The following is a 21,108-nucleotide window of genomic DNA, read 5'->3' on the forward strand; positions in this document are numbered from 1 at the left end:
AGGAGGAAATAACGATGAAAAACAATCAGAAACTCAAAGGAAAAGACTTGATTAACATTGGCATTTACTCAGCGATCTACTGTGTCTTAATGACTTGTATTTCCATGTTAGGATATATTCCTATCATGATGCCCATGCTGACGGTGATCGTACCGATCATCCTCGGCGTTCCCATGATGCTGTTCTATACCAAGGTCAAGAAGTTCGGAATGATCACCATTATGGCGACCATTGTTGGTATTTATCTATGCGTCACCGGTATGGGATTCTGGCCTATTCTCTTTGGCGTAGTGTTCGGCTTTCTGGCTGACCTGATCGCAAAAAGCGGCAGCTACGCCAGTGGAAAGAAAAGCATTCTCAGCTATGGAACCTTCTGCGTTCTTCTGTTTGGTAACTATCTGCCGCTGTATATCGACAGGGAGGGCTATTTCTCCACTCGCCAGAGCTTTGGCGCAGAATATATCAATACGCTGGGAAATATCATGCAGCCCTGGACGGCTCCCGTGTTGATCGTAGCCGCCTTTGTGTGCGGTATGCTGGGCGCACTGTTGGGCAAGGCGCTGTTGAAAAAGCACTTTGTCAAGGCGGGCATCGTCTGATGGCTCGGGGAATCCTGCAGGCCAGCATTCAAAACAGAGGTTTGGTGCTGGACCCCAGGACAAAGCTGGTGATGCTCTTCGACATCGCCCTGTTCGTGTTGGGGTCTGCCGGGGGCGGGAGTGTGGAACCTCTCGTCCCCATCCTCTGTGCCATGCCCGCTGTGCTGATGCTGAGCGCAAAAAAGTGGAAAGGGGCGGCAACCTATCTGCTCGTCTACCTGCTGTCCTGGCTGACCTATACACAGCTTGTCCCACTGACCAAGGGGGCAGTCAATTTCATCCTCCTGGGGTGCAGCGGAATGCTCTCCCGCTTCCTGCCGGGGATCGCGATGGGCGGTTATCTGGTTTCCACTACCACGGTCAGCGAGTTCACTGCCGCTATGCTGCGCCTGCACCTGAGTGAAAAGATCATCATTCCACTGTCCGTCATGTTTCGATTTTTTCCCACGGTCATGGATGAGGCAGCCTCCATCAATGCCGTAATGCGGATGCGGGGAATTTACATGGGCGGAAAGAATGTGGGAAAAATGCTGGAATACCGATTGGTGCCGCTGATGACCTGCTGCGTGAAGATCGGTGAGGAGCTGTCCGCCGCGGCACTAACCCGTGGACTTGGCGGCGAGGTGAAGCGAACCAACATCTGCAAAATCGGCTTTCATATACAGGACTATCTTCTGTTTGTAGTTTGTCTGATCCCTTATGCGGTTTGGATCATGGGGAGGGTTCTATGATCGAGATCAAAAAAGTCAGCTTTCAGCATGAAAATGCAGAAAAACCATCCCTGAAAAATGTATCCCTGACCATTGCCGAAGGCGAATGTGTTCTTCTCTGCGGCGAGTCCGGCAGCGGAAAGACGACCGTTACCCGCCTGATCAACGGCCTGATCCCACATTTCTATGAGGGTAAGATGGAAGGATGTACCATGGTAAATGGCCTGAATGTGACGGAGGCCGAGCTTTACGACACGGCAAGAATCGTCGGCAGCGTGTTCCAGAACCCCCGCAGTCAGTTTTTCTGCGTGGACACCACCAGTGAGCTGGCCTTTGGCTGCGAGAACATGGGAATGCCGGAAGACGAGATACTCTCCCGTGTAGACGAAGCAGCGAGGGAGCTAAACATAGAAAAACTGTTAGGGCGCAGCATCTTTGAACTCTCTGGCGGAGAAAAGCAGAAGATTTCCTGTGCCTCCGTTTCGGCTCTGCGCCCGGAGGTGATGGTGCTGGATGAGCCTACATCCAATCTGGACGTTCACGCTATTGAGGAGCTGAAGCAGACACTGCTCGGATGGAAAGCTGAAGGTAAGACCATTGTGATCGCGGAGCACCGGCTGTCGTGGCTCCGCGATCTCTGTGACCGGGTGATCTGCATGAAGGATGGACAGGTAGCTTTCGACCTTTCTATGCAGGCATTTGCACAGCATTCCACAGAACAGCTTCATCAAATGGGACTTCGATCCTTGCGCGATGAGAAGATAGCACCGGTACAGAACAGTGTTCCGGAAACCGAAACGATGCAGCTGCAAAACTTTTGCTTTTCTTACGATGGAACACCGGTGCTGAATATTCCTCATCTTTCCCTGCCTTTGGACGGTATTATTGCGCTTGTCGGTCCAAATGGTGCGGGCAAGTCCACCTTTTCCCGCTGCCTGTGCGGACTGGAGAAGAAGTTCAAAGGGCAGGTCAAGATAAACGGACAGCTTTGGAAAAACAGACAGCTGCTGAAAAACTGCTACATGGTCATGCAGGATGTGAACCACCAACTGTTCTGCGAAACAGTAGCTGACGAAGTCCAGCTTGGGATGCGGTCGGAAAATAGTTCAGATGTTGAACGTGTTTTGGAGATGCTGGAGCTGTCCCATCTGCGGGAACGCCATCCCATGAGCCTGTCCGGTGGACAAAAGCAGCGGGTAGCCATTGCGTCTGCCATTCTGGCTGGAAAAGAGATCCTGATCTTTGACGAGCCTACCAGCGGTCTTGACTTCCGCCACATGGAGCAAACGGCGGCGTTGCTTTCTTCTCTGAAAGGCAACCAGACCGTGCTGATCGTGACCCACGACCCGGAGTTGATTCAGCGCTGTTGCGATCATATTGTTTGTATCGAGAACGGGACGGTGATTTAATCCTGTCCTTCCAATCCTGCCATGTAGAATGTATGCGTGCGTTTCAAGCAGGCGCACACGCATACATCGGAGAAACGTATTCTATGGAGGAATGTCTGACAAAGCACTCATGCAGTAATACTGCGAAGTTTCACAGTGGTATCTGTTTCTGTATTGAAAGAATACTGCCTGTTATCCCTGTTTTCATCGGGGTGAGTATCCTGAATTTTTTGCACATTGCTTATTCCGGAAAAGATTTCGCAGAGGAGATTGCGAGATGAGGAGATTGCCTGAGATGATCGAGCATGTTCGCATAAAAATGGGGCTGGACGGAAGTTTGCTGGAGCGATATCTGTGTTGTGCCTTCGGCTTTTTGGTGAATAACTCAAGGAGAAAAATTTATATGTCCGCTGATTCCTCTATGAGTTGGCAACGAAACGGTTTATGGAAAGGCCGTTGCCAAATCGGTCGGCTATCGGCCTAAGCCGGTATGGCAGGCACTGGAAGCGGAAGCCGGGAGGTATCTGCAATGAAATACGCTGGAATGCCCTTTGGAATGTGGGCGCTGTTTGCCGGTTCCTTTCAAAAGCAGCTGATCGCGGTGCTGGGCTATGATGCAGACACTGAAAAAGCCATACAAAGATTCAAAATTGCGTGTGGGATGTCCGGCGATTTATCTTGCTCACTAACTTGGTCACTGACTAAGTTTTTCTGACTACCAGTTTACAGAAAACAGAATAGAATCGTCTTCGATGCCTCGTTGGGAAACCAACGGGGTATTTTTTGCTCTGAATCAGACGATACATAGCACGGGAAAGGTTAGCTATGCGCGTTTTCATATGCTTTTTGGATTCCCTCCGGCAAGTGGTCGGGAATCAGTGCCTTTAGTCTGTCCTCGCTGCCGTCTTTGATTGCCTGCTCATAATACCAGCATTTGAATTTCAGCATATCCAGAGTGCGGTTCATCTGCTCAAGCTCTGCCTCCATGTGCGACCGTTGCTCCTCAAACAGTGCCTTGCGTTGCGGGTAGGTGGACGGCCCTTCTACACACCAATCCATGAATTGCCGGATGTCCTTGATCTCCATGCCAGCCTTTTTCAGACATTCAATGACCCGGAGTGCTTCAATCTCCGTGTCACCGAATTTGCGGATGCCGGACACCCGTTCCATGTTCGGAAAAAGTCCCTGTTTATCATAATAGCGCAGCGTGGAGATAGGCAATCCGAACATCTCTGCCACCTGTCCAATTGAATACATAAATTTCCCTCCCAAAATTTTCAAAAAATATCTTGACCTAAAGTCAGGTTTAGGCGATATCATGAGAATACCACAGAGAATATAAAAATGCAAGGAGTGTTCTACGATGAATAAAAAGGTACTAATCATTTCCTCAAGTCCCCGTAAGGGCGGTAACTCCGAAACGCTGGCGGCAGTATTTGCCAAGGGCGCACGGGAGGCAGGCAATCAGGTAGAAACCGTATATCTGCGGGAAAAGCAGGTTGGCTTCTGCAAGGGCTGTCTTGCCTGCCTGAAGTTGGGGCACTGCGTCATCCAGGACGATGCCGTGGAAATTGCTGCCAAAATGCACGATGCCAATGTGTTGGTGTTTGCAACACCCGTCTACTATTATTGCGTCAGCGGTCAGCTCAAGACCATGCTGGACCGTGCCAACCCGCTGTTTGATACGGACTACGCCTTTACGAAAGCCTACCTGATGGCAACGGCGGCAGAGAACGCACCGGAAACCTTTGCGGGCACAGAGAAAGCTGTGCAGGGTTGGGTAGACTGTTTTCCCCGCTGTGCGCTGGTTGGCACAGTGTTTGCAGGTGGCGTAAACGGCATGGGAGAGATCGCAGGTCATATTGCGTTGGAGCAAGCTTATCAGATGGGCAAGGAGGTGTGAGCCATGGCAGTTAAACAAACGGCAGGCAGAGAGACTTTGGGGGAATTTGCTCCCAAATTTGCGGAATTGAATGATGATGTACTGTTCGGACAGGTGTGGAGCAGGGAAGACAAGCTTTCCCTGCGAGACCGCAGCATTGTAACAGTGGTGGCACTGATGGCGCAAGGACTGACGGATTCGTCCTTTCAGTACCATCTGACAACTGCAAAGAACAACGGTGTGACCAAAACGGAAATTGCGGAGATCCTGACCCACGCGGCATTTTATGCGGGCTGGCCCAAGGCGTGGGCGGCCTTCCGTATGGCCAAGGAGGTATGGGCGGAGGACAATACCGCCGATGCAAAAGCCGAGCATCAGAATGAAATGGTCTTTCCCATCGGCACACCCAATGACGCCTTTGCAAAATATTTTATCGGACAAAGCTATCTCGCACCTCTTTCTACGCAGCAGGTCGGTATTTACAATGTAACCTTTGAACCCGGCTGCCGTAACAACTGGCACATTCATCATGCGAAAAACGGCGGCGGACAGATTCTCGTCTGCGTAGCCGGGCATGGTTACTATCAGGAATGGGGCAAACCGGCACAGGAGCTCCGTCCCGGCGATGTGGTAAATATTCCTGTTGGCATAAAGCACTGGCACGGCGCAGCACCGAATAGCTGGTTCTCTCATCTGGCGGTAGAGGTTCCGGGGGACGAAACCTCCAATGAATGGTTGGAAGCCGTGGATAACACAGTATATTTTAAGGCAACAGGCAAGGAGGTCTGAATATGGAAAAACTGAATCTGACACAAGAATGGGACAAGGTGTTCCCGAAAAGCGACGAGGTGGATCACAAGAAAGTAACTTTTCACAACCGGTACGGCATCACATTGGCGGCGGATATGTACACGCCAAAGAGTGTGGTGGGCAAGTTGCCAGCTATTGCCGTCAGCGGTCCGTTCGGTGCGGTAAAGGAGCAGTCCTCCGGTCTGTATGCGCAGAAAATGGCAGAGCTTGGCTTCCTGACGATTGCCTTTGACCCGTCCTACACCGGCGAGAGCGGCGGTATGCCTCGCTATGTAGCATCGCCGGACATCAACACCGAGGATTTCTGCGCAGCGGTAGACTTCCTCTCCGTGCAGGAGAACGTTGACCCGGAGCGCATCGGTATCATCGGTATCTGTGGCTGGGGCGGTATGGCGATCAATGCCGCTGCCATTGACACCCGCATCAAAGCTACTGCTGCTATGACCATGTACGACATGACCCGTGTAACGGCCAACGGATATTTTGATGCTGAGGATTCTGAGCAGGCACGCTATGAGAAGAAAAAAGCCATGAATGCACAGCGTATCGAGGATTATAAAAACGGCAGCTACGCGCTGGCGGGTGGCGTAGTTGATCCGCTGCCAGAGGACGAACCGCAGTTTGTGAAGGACTATTATGCCTACTACAAGACTCCGCGAGGCTACCATCCCCGCAGCCTGAACTCTAACGGCGGCTGGAATGTAACGTCCTCGCTGTCGTTCCTGAATATGCCGATCTTACAATACAGCAGCGAGATCCGCTCCGCCGTACTGCTGGTACACGGAGAAAAGGCGCACTCCCGCTATTTCAGTGAGACAGCTTACAGCAAGCTGACCGGCGATAACAAGGAATTGCTCATTATCCCCGGTGCAAACCACACTGACCTTTACGATCAGATGGACATCATTCCGTTTGAAAAGTTGAAAGCGTTCTTTGAGGAATATCTGAAATGAGGCGCACCTTGGTTTTTACCTAAACTTATGAAGTTGATTTCATTGCCGGGGTATTCCTTTGTGCAATGATTTTATTTGGCAACATAGGTGCTCAACTTGCCGCTTCCTTTTTGCTCAAGTTTGCCATCTTCGCAAAGTTCTTTAAGCAACCGGAAAGCCTTTGTTGTTCCTGCGCTAATCAAATCCTCGACTTCTTTTCTTGTAACACTGCCGTTTTCCCGTGCATATTGAAGAATGAGTGACTTCTGTTCATTTAGTGATACATCTTTGTCCGCTTTATCAGATACCCGGACATCCATTTCCGGCTGCTCATTCCTATTGGGAAGTGTTACGCGGAAAACACCTTTTGCCGTTTCAAACTCTGGCTGGGATGGGCAAGTCTTATATGCACGTACAATTTTTCCAATTCCTGTGCCATAACTTTCAATCAATCTCATTCGATAGAAAATAGCCGCAAGGTTCGGATTTCTCGATTGTGAAACACCTAAGAAAATGGATTTCAGTTCCAGACCCGATACAAGACCTCCAAGAGAGACAAATTCGATTCTATCCTCATAGACATTGACCAGATTGCTTCCGCTGAAGGAGTAATCACGGTGAACCATGCTGTTCAATAAAGATTCTCTGATTGCATCCTCTGGATAATCTCTTCTGTCGGTTCGATCCAGACCGGTAAAGGTTGCTTTTGTTTTATTGACCAAATCTATAAATTGATAGACATCTTCAAGTTGCTTCAAAATGGAGCCCGTAAATTCCTTTCTGTCACGGAATAGCTCCTTATCCTTCCCTTGAAATAGCGCGACTTTTGTTGTGGTTTCGCACTGGTCTGATAGCAGTAATGCAAGATTCGTATACAAACCATCCTCACCAATCAGTTTGAGTGTCCGCATTTGGGATGCTCCGATTTCGATAGATCTTCTCTGCATCTCGGTTTGGAGGGTGTGAAAAGTCAGTTCCTGATTCATACTTCTACACTGTTCAAAGGATCTGCCGCTGTTTTGAAGAATCATCTCTCGAATGCCTTCTTCGGTCATTGGCTGTGTAGAGCTTCCTTTTCTTACATAAACGCCACTCGGCTTTAACCCTTTTTCACGTAGATAGTACGGCCGATTTGTTCCGGTTGTTACATCAATTTCGATGACTGGTTTTTCTTCTAATTCAATCGTAGTGACCCTGACAAACGGCATGATGTCCGGTGCCAGGGAGTCCTTTAAGGAATTCACGATTTGAAGCATCACACCATCTGGATCAGAAACACCCAGAACCACTCCATCTTTACGGATACCGACATAAACGGTACCGCCATCTGCATTTGCAAATCCCATCACCTCTTTGCGGATGTCAGGGACGTATTCTTGTTTGAATTCGATATTTTGGTTCTTGAATGTTACCATCAGCTACGCTTCCTTTCTTGTTCTTTCTTTCTCGTTATACAAGAGAAAGAAAGGTCAAGAGGTGTTTATTGATAAAATGATAATAATTACTATTATTATATTAACTTTCATGTATTATTACCATATACTTTTATAAAGAATAAATTTTAAGGAGGAACTGGTCATGAAATATGTATGCGATGTTTGTGGATGGGAATATGATGAAGAAATTGGAAAAGATCAGTTTTCAAATGCAGAATAAATGATCAAGAAGAGGAGGGCTGTCAGTTATGCTTTATAACTGATAGCCTTTGGTTTTGCTAGTAGGAAGGATTTTTTATGGAATTATTATATGTGTAGAGTCTGTGGACAGAGGATAGAGGAATGTGCAGCATGTTTCCGTATTGCTACCATTTTGTTACAAATTGCTATCCTTTTGCTATCATTCTGCCTCTTTTTTTATTTCCAGAAATCTGGAATGAATCAGCACACACAAAGTGTGGGCGCAGCTTGGCATCGAAGATGACATTTTTAGGGGATTGGGGATGTGCCTCCAACGAGCAAAGACGCCCTGTGTGATCACAAGGGCACTGCTCGCCTACGGTATCCCAAATCTGGGATACCCCACACCCTCCGGGCAAAGTCCATCCATCAGGTCTTGCCTATGTTATCTGAATGCGCCTCAAAAAACAGTTTTTACATCTGTATTGTAATTCCAACAAAAAAGGATTCCTCACCAGGAACAAGATCGAGATCACCGCCATGGCTTTCAATGATTTTTCGGACAGAGGAAAGCCCGATTCCATGATCAGCAGATGTACCCTTTCGGGAGAGGAATGTTTTTCCCTCTTGCAAGGCCAGACCGTCGTAAGTGTTTTCAATCTTCAAAAAGTACATATTGCCTCTGGTTTCGCCTGCAATGAAAACGAGGCGCACCCCTTGCTTTTGGCGGCTGCACGCCTCAACGGCATTGTCCAAAAGATTGCCCAGCACCGTACACAGTTCCACATCGGTAAGCGGCATCTGATCGGGAAGATCGAGCCGTACCTGAAATTCTGTCCCTTGTGTCTGCGCCATGCCGTAGTAGTATTCAATCAGCGCATTTACTACGGGATTTTGGCAGAACTGGGCAGGGGAGTGACCCGATGTTGCCGCAACCTGTTCCTCAACCTGTAACAGGAAGGAGCAGATCTCTGTCTGCCCATGTTCAGAGGCCATGCGGTCTATGGTACGCAGATGGTGTTTGATGTCGTGGATCAGCCTTCTGTTTTCTGCCGCTGCCTCTGAAACCTGACGGCTGTATTCGGTCTGCATAGAAAGCTGACGGATGACCTGCTTGCGTTCTTCCTGAAAAATCAGGCTGTTTCCATAGCCCTCTACCACATCGCGCCAGAGGGAATAACCGATGGCTGCTGCTATGAAGAAGCTGCCCCATTCCACAAACCAACCGCCGATAACCGGCTCATAAACCGGCAGAAGGCGATCCCATATATAGGCGCAGGTTGCGGCTGCCGCAGCATAGAAGATCGGCCTGCTCCGCTGTTCTCCTCTGTAAATGGCAAGCACAGCGATGATAAATAGATAGAGTGCAGATGCCGCCTTATAACAACAGACCGATGCAGAGAAGAAACGAATGGCTCCAAGGGAGAGGTGGGAAGCCATCATGCCATACGCAAATGCATATACCAGAAAGGCAGCGCCCACCCCGTTGCTGATGGCCGCAGGCAGGAAGCCCGGCCTGCATATCCGGTTTTGCAGAACCATGATCAGCCAGGTAACCAGATAGATACAGAACAGTTCCATCGTATACCAGGGGAATACGGGAACCGCAGCCAGCATATGAAGTACAGGATAGGATGACAGGCCGCACATGGCAAGGCAGATCAGTCCGAACAGGAATGTATTTTTCTGTTTCATCCGGCGGCTGAAATAAAAGGACAGCAGCGCACAGACAAAGGTAACTGTACAGCCAAACAGGCAGAATGCAAACCGGATTCCTCTGGTTGTATTGACCGCCAGCATCGTTCCGAAAGCAGGCGGATAAACAATCCCTCCGTAAAAGTGGTCATAGTTGCTGACCGCTATGGTGAGTGTCACCGGTTTTCCACCATGAAAAGTGACCATGCGGTTTTGAACCAATGGTGTCCCCTGTGCCGGTTCCCCCATTTGCAGGATCAGATCATAATCCAGATAAAGGTTGTAAGCAGAAAACACTTCCGGGATTTCCAGTGCATACACTTCCTTCCGTTCCGGCAGAAAGAATGTCATCTGGTAAGTCCCGCAGCCATAGGGAGAAGGGCTTGCAGGACTGGAAAAATTGGTCTGCTCTCCGATGGAAAGGTAGCGCATATAATGGCTTTCGTCTTGTATTTCTTCCGGGGTCAAAAGCGCGTCAGGATAAAATGCCCAGCCGGATACCAGAAAGCGGATCGGTGACTTTTGAAGTTCTTCCTCAGAAAGCGCCAGAATCCCATTTGTCGCCTGGATTGTGTTCTGGCTATATTTATTATTGAACTGATACAGGCCAAGAAATAACAGGGATGAACACAGGCAGACCATACATAAAGCAGCATATTTTTTTACCACAGAAGATACCATCTTATTTTCGCCGCCTCCTTAGGAAAAACACACCGGCAGACAGAAGCAACAGACAGGCCGGAATCAAAAAGAATATGGGCGACCAGCTGTGCTCTGTGTCGGCAGCATGTGCCAGGGAAGCGGTATCTTCCTTTCCCACAATGGTGTAAGTCCCTGTATGGCTGATCTGAAAGGAAGCGGCTTTCGCCGTATCGTCATAGCCGGTCATGGGAACTTCCACGCCGCTTTCATCGCAAAGGAACAATGTGCCGGCTGCCGGGTCATTTGGACAGGGCAGCATGACAGAAATATCCGGCAGGGAGTTGAGCACAGTTCCATTGATGGAAAACGAAAAAGAAAAACCGCCATCCGTATCCTTTTGGATGATGACTTCAATCTGATCTTCGTTTTGGATACCCTCCGGCAAGGCGTCTTTGGGTATGCTGATAGTGATTCCCTGTTTGGAAAAGATGGCTCTTTGCTTCCCTGTCTGCAGCATCATCAAAAAGCGTGTGCCGGAAATCCGGTCAGTGGTTTCATCGAAGAACTCTGAAAAAGCAGGGCTTTTGGAATCCGCATCTTCCTCTGTATCACCGTTTGCCTGTTCCGATGGGAAATCGTCTTTATCGATATCTATGGAATCATCCTTTCCATCCCAGGATGGCTCGGAAGGCTTGTGATCCGCAGGATCATTTTCTCCGCTGACCGAAGGTGCTTTTTCAGAATCATCGGAATCCATTCCACCGTCATTTGTTGCAGGCGGTTTTGGAGGCTTTGTGGAGGGCCTGTCTGCGAAACCGTCATCCTGATCGTCGGTATCTTCAGGAGGCGGCTGAATGATGGTGTCGGGTGGATTTCCGCCTGCATCCCCTCCATCCCGGTCGCCTTCATGATACCCTTCAAGAACAATTTCATCTGCGTAGGTAAAGGACAGGATGCCGGTCTGTCCGCCGTCATAATCAACCTGAAGGCGGTAACCGCTGCCCGGCGTCAGCAGACGGGTAGCAATCGAGAGCATTTCCCGTCCCACGTAAATGCCGCTTTCCAGACGGTTCCATGAACCGTTGTTTTCGGACAGCCATACGCTGATCTTATCCAGCTCTCCCGGTGGTGCGACCCAGGGAAAATGAAGGTTTCCTCTGGCGGCCAGAAAACAGTTAATGTCTGGTCTATCCAGAGCCTGAACAGAAACAGGAATTGTAATTTTAGGGAAATCGACACGATCCGCAAATACGGTATTTTCCGGTGCGGTCAGCCTTCCTGTTGCATGGTACAGTCCCACAGTATTCAGATCAATACGCGAAAAATCCCATTCCACCACAGCGGTGTAGCTGGTTCCGTTTTCTGCATAGCATTCCAGATAATACGGGGAGGCGGCGAATAATTCCTCCAGCGTTTCAATTTCGCTGCCCTGTGGGAGCGCAAATGCATTTGTATAAGGATACCATTTCTCTATGGAGGTAATGACAGCAGACGGCATTTCTTCCACCCGGACGGAAATCTGCAGCTCCTGCAATACAGCTTCATCAAAGGCATACCCCTCCGGCAGTTCAATCCGGCCTGCTGCGGCATATTCGCCCGGAGTGGTCTGGTCAATGGCTGAAAAATCCTATGCGACAGAAAATGTTTCCTGCCGGATTTCTTCACCTGCTGTTACAGTGGCGCAAACGGTTTGATGCTGAAGGGCCAGCTGATAAATTTCCTCCAGGTCATCATCAGACGGTGTGGCTCTAAGGGGCAGGGTAAAAGCCGGCAGGGAGAGCAGTTCGCCTTCATTTTGTATTTCCGTGACAAGGACGAGGGGGATTTCTCCCGGTGTTTCCAGAGTTCCGCTATCCAGTGCCCCTGATGCCTCGCTTTCTAAACCCGGCGGATTCTCCCTTCTTCCATCGGCGTTGGCTGGGGTTGCAGTTCCAGCGGCAAATGCGGGGATACTGCCGGTAAAGCAGAGGAGGCAGGCCAGACAGCCCCCCAGAATACGCCTGTGCATTTGCTTCATTCTCATACGATACCCACCATTCCAGAGAAAACATATTGACGGTAGGTTTCCCGCAGCTGTTTTCCATTGCGGAGGGCAATCGGAAGTTCCTCCCCGTTTATCAAACGGAAGGCCTGGCTGTCAACATGGCTGATATAATCCATGTTGATTAAAACGCCCCGGTAGCAGGGCAAAAAACGCTTGTCCTTCTGCAATGCGGCAGTGACCTCTTGGAAGCCGCCGCTTACCGGTATCACGCGTTCCGCCGTATGAATCCGTGTCATACGGTTTTGATAATCTATGTATAGAATCTTCTCTGTGGGAAGTTCCAGCTTTTGACGGTCAGCCATAACCGAAAGTGTCATCACTTCATAGGGCGGTTTTAGCTGGCACAGCTCCATCGCTTCTTCAAAATCTGCCTGATGGAGCGAAAGCGGCTTCAGCAGATAATAGCTGGCGGACAGGCTGTACCCCATCCGGGCATAATCTTCTGTAATGGTCAGAAAAACGATCTTACAAAGCCTGTTTTTCTGGCGCAGCCTTCTGGCGGCTTCCATTCCATCCATGTTCTCCATATAGATGTCCATAAAGACAAGTTGAAAATTGACCTGGGCAGCAGCTTTCAGAAAATTCTCTCCGTCCTCAAATTCTGTCAGCGTATAGTCCAGCTGATGCTTTTTCATATAATTTTCCAGGCAGGCAGACAGTTCTTCTCTGTCCTCTGCCCTGTCATCCACAATCGCAATCTGCATCGTGCCATCTCCTTTGCACAATAATCCAATATGAGTATAACATAAAACCGCAGGAAAAAACTTGCGTCTTAAACAGGAAACCTGCGTCTTAAACAAAGTCGGTTGCATTTCTCTTGACAAGATGCTACCCTAATTATACTACCAGACTTTCCGATGAGAAGGTCTGGTTTTTTTATTTTTCTTTTCAGGAAAGGAGGCTCAGCATGAAAATCGCACTTTGTACGGAGCTGAGAAATGTTGAATGGTTTGAAAGCAGGCTGCGCTCCCTTTTTGATGGGGATGGACAGCTTGCGATTGATGAATTATGGAATGAGAACCAGCTTGCCCAGGCACTCCGGCGAAGCCGCTACCATGCGGTTGTCATCGCCATGACCGGAGCCAGGGGACTGGAGGCGGCCATACAGGCGAAGCGGCTGGCACCGGAGACACCGATTGTCTGGTGGAGCGATGATAAAAACTTCGCCCTGATCGCGTATCACCTGCGTATCCCTGTGTTTCTTCCGGCAGACTGCTCCGATCAGGAGCTATATGAGGCGATAAAACCCATCATGAAATGGAGGTGCGAAAATGCGAATTGCGCTATGCAGTTATAGCCAGAAAGAAAAAGAAACCGCTTTGCTGATGAAGCTGGGCAAAGTAGACCGCTTTGATAACGGCGTGTTTTGTACCTATGCCATGCAGCGGGATGGGCCTTATGATGCTGTGGTGGTCATGGAGGACGGAGCCAGGGGGATGAATTTCTGCATGAGCATACGAGGGTACAGCAGGAATGTCCCTCTCCTGTGGATTAGCGACCAGGCAGAGTTTGAACCCCAAAGCCGCAGGCTGCAGGTGGACACCTTTTTGGTGAAGCCTGTGACGGAATATCAGCTGCGGGAGGCAGTATCCCGGCTGCTTCAGAAAACAACGAGAAGGAACGAACAACGTGAGGAGGATGAATAAAATGAAATGGAAATGGAAACGGCCGGCCGCATTTTTACTGGCGGCGGCAATGATTTTTACGATGCCGGGAGTTCCGGCATCTGCGGTGGAAGCGGGTGTATCCGCCGTCCATACGGGGTTGTGCAAGCATCACCCGGAACATACAGAGGACTGCGGATATACGGAAGGAACCGAAGGGGCAGCCTGTGAACATGAGCATACTGAGGATTGCTACACCCCTGTGAAGAAGTGTATCCATGAACATGACGAAAGCTGTTACCCTGTTTTGGAAGGCAGCGTATCAGAAAATACGGCGACCCCATCTGAAGCAGAGGAGGCCCAGCCGACCGCGTGTACCCATGAATGCAGTGAGGAAAGCGGCTGTATCACAAAAGAATTAAGCTGTCCCCATGAGCGTGGCGAACATGACGGTACCTGCGGCTACATCTCGGCCACAGAGGGGACGCCCTGCGGGTATACCTGCGAGCAGTGCAATTCCCAGGACAGCGGGCTTGTTCCTGGCGCGTCCGGGAATGCTCCGGCGGAGTGCATCTGCGAGACCCACTGTGAGCAGGGGGCGGTCAATCCCGACTGTCCGGTCTGCGCTGCGGAAGATGCAGACCTCTCTGCCTGCAAAGGCACAGAGGAAACCGTCTGTATCTGCACCGACCGATGCAGTGAGGAGATGGTGAATCTGGACTGTCCCATCTGCTCTGCGGAGAATGCAGACTTCTCTGCCTGTCTTGGAAAAGAGGCGGCGGTGCTGGCTGTGCAGGCACTCATTGACGCCCTGCCAGAAACAGTCACGGCGGACAATGAGACCAAAATTGAGGAGCAGCTGAAAGCCATTGATGCAAAAATAGAGGACCTCACCGATGAGCAGGTCGCCAAGCTGGACATGACGCGCTATAACGCCGTTTGTGCGGCGCTGGCTGCGTTTGCGCTGCCGCAGGCCGATCATACCCACTGTATCTGCGCCAGTACTGCGGCGGTCAATGGCCATGAACATGACTTTGATAGCATAGCATGGATAGCGACGGATTCTCTGCCCACTTCTGCTGGTAACTACTACCTGACGAAGTCTGTGTCGGAGAGCTGGACTGTGCCAACGGGCGAGGTCAAGCTCTGCCTGAACGGGCAGACGATTTCCGGCAGTATCACGGTCGGCAGCGGCGCTTCGCTGACGCTGACCGATTGCAGCAGCGATAATTCAGGCAAGATTCAAGGCGAAGTGACCGTCAACGGCGGCAAATTTGAACTGTACAGCGGCACGATCACCGGCGGCGTGCAGGTCGGTATAAAGGGTGGCACCTATCAGACCGGCTCGTCCTTTACCATGTATGGTGGAGAGATTACCGGTAATAAAGCAGGCAGCGGCTCCGGCGGCGGTGTGTTCCTTGTCGGCACGACGAATCAGACCGACCCGCCGAGCTTCACCATGCACGGCGGCACCATTTCTGGCAACACCGCAGCCGCGTCCGATGGCGGTGGCGGCGGCGTGTATGTAGGCGAGAAGTGCAGCTTCACCATGGACGGCGGCACCATCACCGGCAACACGGCAACCGCCGGCAACGGTGGCGGCATCTATATCCACTTTAACGCCGGCAATGTTTCGATCTCCAACGCCACGATCACCGGCAACAAGGCGTCCGCCACGGGGAATACAAGTTATGGCCACGGGGGCGGCATTTATTCGGAGAGAGGGGTAACCGTCGAGAATGTGACGATCACCGGAAACAACAGTACCTTTGAGGGCGGCGGCATCTATGGAAAGGGCGCTATTACCCTCACCGATGCTACCGTTACCGGCAACAATCAATATGACGTTTACTACGGCGGAGGGGAAAGCTCAGCTCCTAAGCTCACTGTTTCCGGCTCGGTGAAGGCCGGTTATTACGCCAATTATGCGTGGAAGCTGCCCATTCTTGTATCAGGCGCATTGAGAGAGGATTCGGTCATCCGTGTGGGCGTGCGTGAAGGCATAAATCTTGGGGCCATCGCCGAACCGGCAAGCGGCGTGACGCTCCGCGCCGAGAACTTCAAGGCGGACGCCGCCGACAGCGAGACCAGCCTGGGCAAGGACGGCAAGGTCTATCTTGTGCCCTGCACGCACGAGATGGACGATACCGGCTACACCTGCAAGAAGTGCCATACGAAATTCGACGCGCGCGTGGGCGAGAGCGCCTATTATCAGACGCTGACGAAGGCGTTTGATGCAGCCGGAGGCAGCACCGTGACGCTGCTGCGGGATGTGACGCTCACAGGAAATTGCTCTGCTGCTTACAATTCCACAGCGACGCTGGATTTGAATGGCAAAACTGTCAGCAGCGAGCGTTTTTACATTTATGTCGGAGGCGGGAACAAACCCGGGACTCTGACGGTCAAGGATTCCGGAACAGGCGGCGGAACGCAGGCGCTCGATGTCACGTTTTACGTTTCCTCCAACGGAACGCTTGCAGTCGACAACTCCTACACCGGCGAGATTTCGCGCGTGGAGCTGCAGGCCGGCGGCGCATTGGAGCGCTTTGGCGGCAAAATCGGCGAGTTGGTTTTAAGCAATGCTGCGGCTGGCTCCACAAGTACGGGCTACAATCTGAAGCTGTGGAAGGGCAATACAAACGCCTGCACCATCGGCAAGTTCACGGATAACAATAAGAGCAAGGGCCTCACCGTTCAAGACCTACTGAAAACCAACCATGCAAAGTGCGAGCTGCACGGCGAAAAGGGCGGTACATGGAGCAGCGTTGATAAGAGCACTAAAATTGTGGACTTGACCGGCTATACAGCGTACAAGGTGCAGTTCCCGGAGTGCGTCCATCAGTGCGCCGATGACAGCAACCCCGTATGCTCTGTGTGCAACAAGAAACTGTACACGAAAATTACCGCCCAGAGCACCGACGGCACGACCAAGACTGCCTACTTCACGGAAGACAGTGCGCTGGAACACGGCTATGCAGAGGCCATCCAGACCTTGAACGGCTGGAGTGCAGCGGGCTGCACCGAGCCGACGCTGACCCTGCTGCGGGATATGTATGCTTTCGGCACCTCCATGCCGCTGACCGGCACACTGACGCTGGAGGGCGGAACGCACACCGCCAAGAATGTGACGGTCGCTGAAAACGCGAATGTGACCTTTGCCAGCGGCATCTATGAAGGTGCGACCATCGACGGCACGGCGACGGTGAAGGAGGGCGTCACATTTGCCGACGACGCCACCGTCACGGTGAACGGTACGCTGAACGCCAAGGGCGGTACCTTCACTGGTAATGTCAAATTCAACGGCAGCAGCATCGCGAACATCAGCGGCGGCAGCTTTAATAATGAAAAGAAATATGGCGGCGTTACGTTTGACTACAATGTCACGGGGACGATCACCGGCGGCACGTTTACCTTCGCGGATTTTTACACCACCAAAGTCAAGCTCTCCGGCGGCACATTTACGATGATCAAAACCAACGGCGACCGCAAACTCGCCGACCTGCTGGCGGAGGGCGCGGCGTATTACGGAGCAAGTGATAATCAGGCTGTGACCAATGATAGCGTGAATACGCTGGAAAATGTCAAGGTCGTGTCGCATACGCACGACGGCGGCAAGGACGGCAAGGGCACTTGCAGCATCTGCGGCAAGCAGATGGCAGCGTCGCTGACCGTCGGCGGCAAGACGAGCTGGTACGCGGCCTTTGCCACTGCCATTGAGGCGGCGAACGCGGCGGACGGTGCAAAGACCATCACGCTGTATCAGGATGTGGATGGCAATGTCTACGGGAAGCGGACCGCCTATGAGCTGACCCGTGGGCCGGTGACGCTGGCGACCGGTGGGAAAAGGGCCAAGGATGTGGACCTCATCGCCAAGGGCATTTCTCTGACAGTCACGGGCAGCAACGGAGGCTTCTATGTGACGGTGGACGGCAAAGACGCGGAATTGACCGTCAACGACGGGAATACGGAGCTCGCCATTGTCACGGCGAAGAACGGCGGAAAGCTTTCGCTGAGCAACGGCACCTTCAGCCGTGTGGCTGTAAAGGACGACGGCAGCAGCGCCAGCCTCAGCGGCGGCAGCTACGGCGAGATCACGAGCGACACCGGCTATGTCAAGCCCTACGCGCTGCTGGCGAAGGGGTACGCTTACAAAAAAACAAAGGATAACCAATGGCTCCCCAACGCCAATTCAATCCCGTCAGAAGTCACCGTTGAAAAAGCGCCCTTCGCGGTCGAAAAGATCTATCCGAATAACGATACGGGCTACACCGGAAACTCGGCGTTTGCGACGGACGGCAATATCACGCTGACTGCGGTAATCGCGCCCGAAACGCAGGGCGTCACCTACTACTACTGGTGGGAGCGCTTTGACGAATCAAGCAAAGACTGGACCACGAAATTAAACGATGTTAATACTGCGACGCATACCGGCGGGCAGAGCAAGACGCTCACGATCTCCGGGCTGCCCGTAGACAAGAGCTATCAGTACCACATTTTCGTCCAGTGCAGCAACGGCTACAATTGCTACAGCGAGCCGTTCACCGTGACCCAGCATCAGCATAGCTGGACGTACAGCGCCAGCGGTGCGACCATCACCGCGAAGTGTACGGCAGAGGGCTGTTATCTGACCGACGGAAACGGCGGCAGCGTGACCATTGCGGCCCCCGCCGAGCTGACCTACAGCGGGGAAGCCAAACCCGCCACGGTGACTGCAAGCAGCGATTGGCAGGGTCCGGCGGCGAGTGGGATCACCATCAGCTACATAAAGACGGGCATGTATGGTCCAGAGAAATTGGAAAACGGCGCGCTCCCCACCAACGCGGGCGAGTACACCGCCAGCATCAAGGTGGGCGAGGCGACCGCCAGCGTGACCTATACCATTGGCAAAGCTACCCCCAAGGCGGAGGACTTCACCTTCACCGCCCCGACAAGCCTGACCTATGACGGCAATGTCAAGAGCGCGACGGTTTCTTCCGCAAAGGCCGGTACGGGCGATGTCATCGTAAAATACTACGATAAAAACGGTGAGGAAGCCACGCCTAAGAACGCGGGCGAATACACCGTCAAGATCGCTGTAGCCGAGGGCACGAACTATGCTGCGGCCAACGGCCTGACGGCGGATGGCTGGAAGTTTAGCATCACCAAGGCGGCCGCGCCCACGATGCAGCCCATAGAGCTGACCGTTATCAACGGGCTGGCAAAGACTTACTTGGTCAATCTTCCCGCGCTGCCGACGCTGGGCGATAATTGTAAGTACGGCTCCATCAAATATGAGGCCTGCAACTTCAATCTGATTGGAGAGGGCGGCTACGCAAATTCGACGGCAATGATCACATCAAACGATGAGTTCCAGTTGACTGTCCCGGCTGTCGAACCTCAGACCGAAGGTTCCGTCGGAACCGTAGGCGTCAAGATCACCACGGACAACTATCAGGACATGCTCCTGACCGTTGAAGTCATCGCGAAGAACAAGATCGTTCCCGTGCTGGACGGCGAGATCACCGCAACGCCAATCACCTTTGGCCAGATCCTGCGCGTCAGCAACATTACTGGCACGATGAAAGACGACGGCAAGACGGTCAAAGGCACCTTCGAGTGGACGAATCCTAGTACCAAGCCCGACAAAGCCGGCGACTATCAGGCTGAGTGGACATTCACCCCGGCGGAGGGCTATGAGGAATACGCGACCGCGACCGGAACTGTGACCATCAAGGTGAACAAGGCTACCCCCACCTTCAACGCTCCCACGGCGCAGGAAAATCTGACCTATACCGGACAGGAGCAGGCGCTGATTACTGCGGGCTTGACGGACCATGGCACCATGCAGTACAGCCTGACCGAGAACGGCACATACAGCCAGGACATCCCTACCGGCACCGATGCCGGAGCATATACCGTGTGGTATCGGGTGATTGGCGATGCAAACCACAACGATACCGCACCCGCCAGCGTGGCGGTCCGCATTGGGCAGAAGCCGCTGACGATCACCGGGGTAACGGCTGCGTCCAAGACTTATGATGGCACGACAAACGCGAACATCTCCAGCGTGACCTTCGACAACGTGACCTTGAACCGAGGCACAGACTACACCGTGACCGCCAACTTTGACTATGCCGGTGTGGACAGCGGCAAGAACATCACTGCCATAGTGACCCTGATGGGGCAGGCCGCGAATAATTACGCCCTGGAGCAGAGCAGCTTCCCTACGACTGGCAGCATCACCAAGGCCGCTGCGCCTGACTTCACCAAGGAGACTGCGCTTACCATTGTAAATGACTGCGAAAAGATCTACACAGTGACCCTCCCCGCCCTGCCTGTGCCGGAGGCTCCCAAGGAGTACGGCACAGTGACCTACGGCGCACCAACGGTCAACTTGCCCAGAACCTATTACGCCGACGGTGCGAAGGTGGAAGATGGCAAGCTGATCCTGCCGATTCAGAAAAATGACGTGAAAACCACCGGCTCTGTGGGCACAGTGACCGTGGTAATCAAGAGCACAAACTATGCGGACATCACGCTGACCGTCAATGTCAATGCGACCAACAAGCTTGTCCCCACTGTTACGGCACCTACGGCAAACGCCCTGACCTACAATGGTGCAGAACAGGCGCTGGTTACAGCGGGTAAGACCACTGGCGGCACAATGCTCTACCGGCTTGGCGATTCCAAATGGAGTGAGCAGCTCCCCACAGCGAAAAATGCCGGGGAATACACCGTTTGGTACAAGGTTCAGGGAAATGCAGAGTACGCAGATGTGGCAGAACAAAGCTTGCCTGTGACCGTAGCGAAGAAAGTTGTCACCGTTACGGCGCTTGATCAGAGCGCCTACACCGGCAGCACCGCGCCCGACCTGAGCAGCCCGGAAGCAGATAAGGATTACAAGGTGGAAGGTCTGGTTGGTGCAGACACCCTGAGCGGCACGGTAACATTGACTTACGCGCAGACGCCGGATATGAGCAAAACCGGCAAAACTGCAATCAACATTACTGGTACGCTGTCAAATGACAATTATGCGATCACTTATGTTCCTGGAACGTTGACCGTTTCCAAGCAATCTTCCAGCGAAGGCGGTTCCTCCTCCGGTGGTTCGTCCAGCGGCGAAGGCGGTTCCTCCTCCGGTGGTTCGTCCAGCGGCGAAGGCAGTTCCTCCTCCGGTGGTTCGTCCAGCGGCGAAGGCGGTTCCTCC

The 21,108-nt window shown here is 52.2% G+C and carries 17 protein-coding genes; 11 read left to right on the top strand and 6 right to left on the bottom strand.

Annotation, left to right across the window (positions count from 1 at the left end):
• Window positions 1–14: 14 nt before the first annotated feature.
• The 4 genes from LKD36_RS16005 to LKD36_RS16020 all read left to right on the top strand — a co-directional run bounded on the left by LKD36_RS16005 (window position 15) and on the right by LKD36_RS16020 (window position 3,412).
• The gene (locus LKD36_RS16005; RefSeq protein WP_308460236.1) at window positions 15–599 is read left to right on the top strand and encodes an MptD family putative ECF transporter S component; all 585 of its coding nucleotides are present in this window, start codon (window positions 15–17) and stop codon (window positions 597–599) included.
• A complete protein-coding gene (locus LKD36_RS16010; protein ID WP_308460237.1) occupies window positions 599–1,330 on the top strand; it encodes an energy-coupling factor transporter transmembrane component T in 732 nt (243 codons plus the stop codon). Before LKD36_RS16005 ends, LKD36_RS16010 begins: the two co-directional genes overlap by 1 nt.
• Entirely contained in the window at window positions 1,327–2,718 is a 1,392-nt protein-coding gene (locus tag LKD36_RS16015; RefSeq protein WP_308460238.1) for an ABC transporter ATP-binding protein, read from the top strand. The genes LKD36_RS16010 and LKD36_RS16015 overlap by 4 nt, the downstream gene beginning before the upstream one ends.
• Window positions 2,719–3,226: 508 nt before the next feature.
• Complete coding sequence (locus LKD36_RS16020; protein ID WP_308460239.1) at window positions 3,227–3,412, top strand: hypothetical protein; 186 nt, start codon at window positions 3,227–3,229, stop codon at window positions 3,410–3,412.
• Window positions 3,413–3,516: 104 nt separating this feature from the next.
• Here the strand turns inward: LKD36_RS16020 and LKD36_RS16025 are convergent, their stop codons facing one another.
• Entirely contained in the window at window positions 3,517–3,954 is a 438-nt protein-coding gene (locus tag LKD36_RS16025; protein WP_308460240.1) for a MerR family transcriptional regulator, read from the bottom strand.
• 106 nt (window positions 3,955–4,060) lie between these two features.
• Between LKD36_RS16025 and LKD36_RS16030 the strand changes: the two genes are divergently transcribed.
• Genes LKD36_RS16030 through LKD36_RS16040 form a run of 3 tightly spaced genes read left to right on the top strand, consistent with a single transcriptional unit; the run spans window position 4,061 to window position 6,342 of the window.
• Window positions 4,061–4,600 (top strand): flavodoxin family protein, encoded by a 540-nt coding sequence (locus LKD36_RS16030; RefSeq protein WP_308460241.1) that lies wholly within the window; start codon window positions 4,061–4,063, stop codon window positions 4,598–4,600.
• 3 nt (window positions 4,601–4,603) lie between these two features.
• The gene (locus tag LKD36_RS16035) at window positions 4,604–5,368 is read left to right on the top strand and encodes a carboxymuconolactone decarboxylase family protein (protein WP_308460242.1); all 765 of its coding nucleotides are present in this window, start codon (window positions 4,604–4,606) and stop codon (window positions 5,366–5,368) included.
• Between the two features lie 2 nt (window positions 5,369–5,370).
• Window positions 5,371–6,342, top strand: a complete 972-nt coding sequence (locus LKD36_RS16040; RefSeq protein WP_308460243.1) for an alpha/beta hydrolase — start codon at window positions 5,371–5,373, stop codon at window positions 6,340–6,342.
• Window positions 6,343–6,413: 71 nt separating this feature from the next.
• On the opposite strand, the gene LKD36_RS16045 is transcribed toward LKD36_RS16040, so the two are convergent.
• Complete coding sequence (locus LKD36_RS16045) at window positions 6,414–7,736, bottom strand: RNA-binding domain-containing protein (RefSeq protein ID WP_308460244.1); 1,323 nt, start codon at window positions 7,734–7,736, stop codon at window positions 6,414–6,416.
• 163 nt (window positions 7,737–7,899) lie between these two features.
• On the opposite strand from LKD36_RS16045, the gene LKD36_RS17720 reads away from it, so the two are divergent.
• Window positions 7,900–7,977, top strand: a complete 78-nt coding sequence (locus LKD36_RS17720) for a rubredoxin (protein WP_408610932.1) — start codon at window positions 7,900–7,902, stop codon at window positions 7,975–7,977.
• 434 nt (window positions 7,978–8,411) lie between these two features.
• Here the strand turns inward: LKD36_RS17720 and LKD36_RS16050 are convergent, their stop codons facing one another.
• The 4 genes from LKD36_RS16050 to LKD36_RS16065 all read right to left on the bottom strand — a co-directional run bounded on the left by LKD36_RS16050 (window position 8,412) and on the right by LKD36_RS16065 (window position 13,022).
• Window positions 8,412–10,313, bottom strand: coding sequence for a sensor histidine kinase (locus LKD36_RS16050; protein ID WP_308460245.1), 1,902 nt, complete (start codon window positions 10,311–10,313; stop codon window positions 8,412–8,414).
• A 1-nt stretch (window position 10,314) separates the two neighbouring features.
• Complete coding sequence (locus LKD36_RS16055) at window positions 10,315–11,808, bottom strand: hypothetical protein (protein WP_308460246.1); 1,494 nt, start codon at window positions 11,806–11,808, stop codon at window positions 10,315–10,317.
• 93 nt (window positions 11,809–11,901) lie between these two features.
• Complete coding sequence (locus LKD36_RS16060; protein WP_308460247.1) at window positions 11,902–12,297, bottom strand: hypothetical protein; 396 nt, start codon at window positions 12,295–12,297, stop codon at window positions 11,902–11,904.
• The gene (locus LKD36_RS16065; protein ID WP_308460248.1) at window positions 12,294–13,022 is read right to left on the bottom strand and encodes a LytR/AlgR family response regulator transcription factor; all 729 of its coding nucleotides are present in this window, start codon (window positions 13,020–13,022) and stop codon (window positions 12,294–12,296) included. The genes LKD36_RS16060 and LKD36_RS16065 overlap by 4 nt, the downstream gene beginning before the upstream one ends.
• Window positions 13,023–13,225: 203 nt before the next feature.
• Here LKD36_RS16065 and LKD36_RS16070 point away from each other — a divergent pair, with 203 nt between their 5' ends.
• The 3 genes from LKD36_RS16070 to LKD36_RS16080 form a co-directional block, all read left to right on the top strand.
• Complete coding sequence (locus LKD36_RS16070; RefSeq protein ID WP_308460249.1) at window positions 13,226–13,615, top strand: hypothetical protein; 390 nt, start codon at window positions 13,226–13,228, stop codon at window positions 13,613–13,615.
• Window positions 13,590–13,964 (top strand): response regulator, encoded by a 375-nt coding sequence (locus LKD36_RS16075; RefSeq protein ID WP_308460250.1) that lies wholly within the window; start codon window positions 13,590–13,592, stop codon window positions 13,962–13,964. The genes LKD36_RS16070 and LKD36_RS16075 overlap by 26 nt, the downstream gene beginning before the upstream one ends.
• Before the next feature lies 1 nt (window position 13,965).
• A partial coding sequence (locus LKD36_RS16080; RefSeq protein WP_308460251.1) for a YDG domain-containing protein occupies window positions 13,966–21,108 on the top strand: 7,143 nt, incomplete at its 3' end.

This window comes from Hominiventricola filiformis, from assembly GCF_020686965.1.
In the GTDB taxonomy this organism is placed as follows: domain Bacteria; phylum Bacillota; class Clostridia; order Lachnospirales; family Lachnospiraceae; genus Hominiventricola; species Hominiventricola filiformis.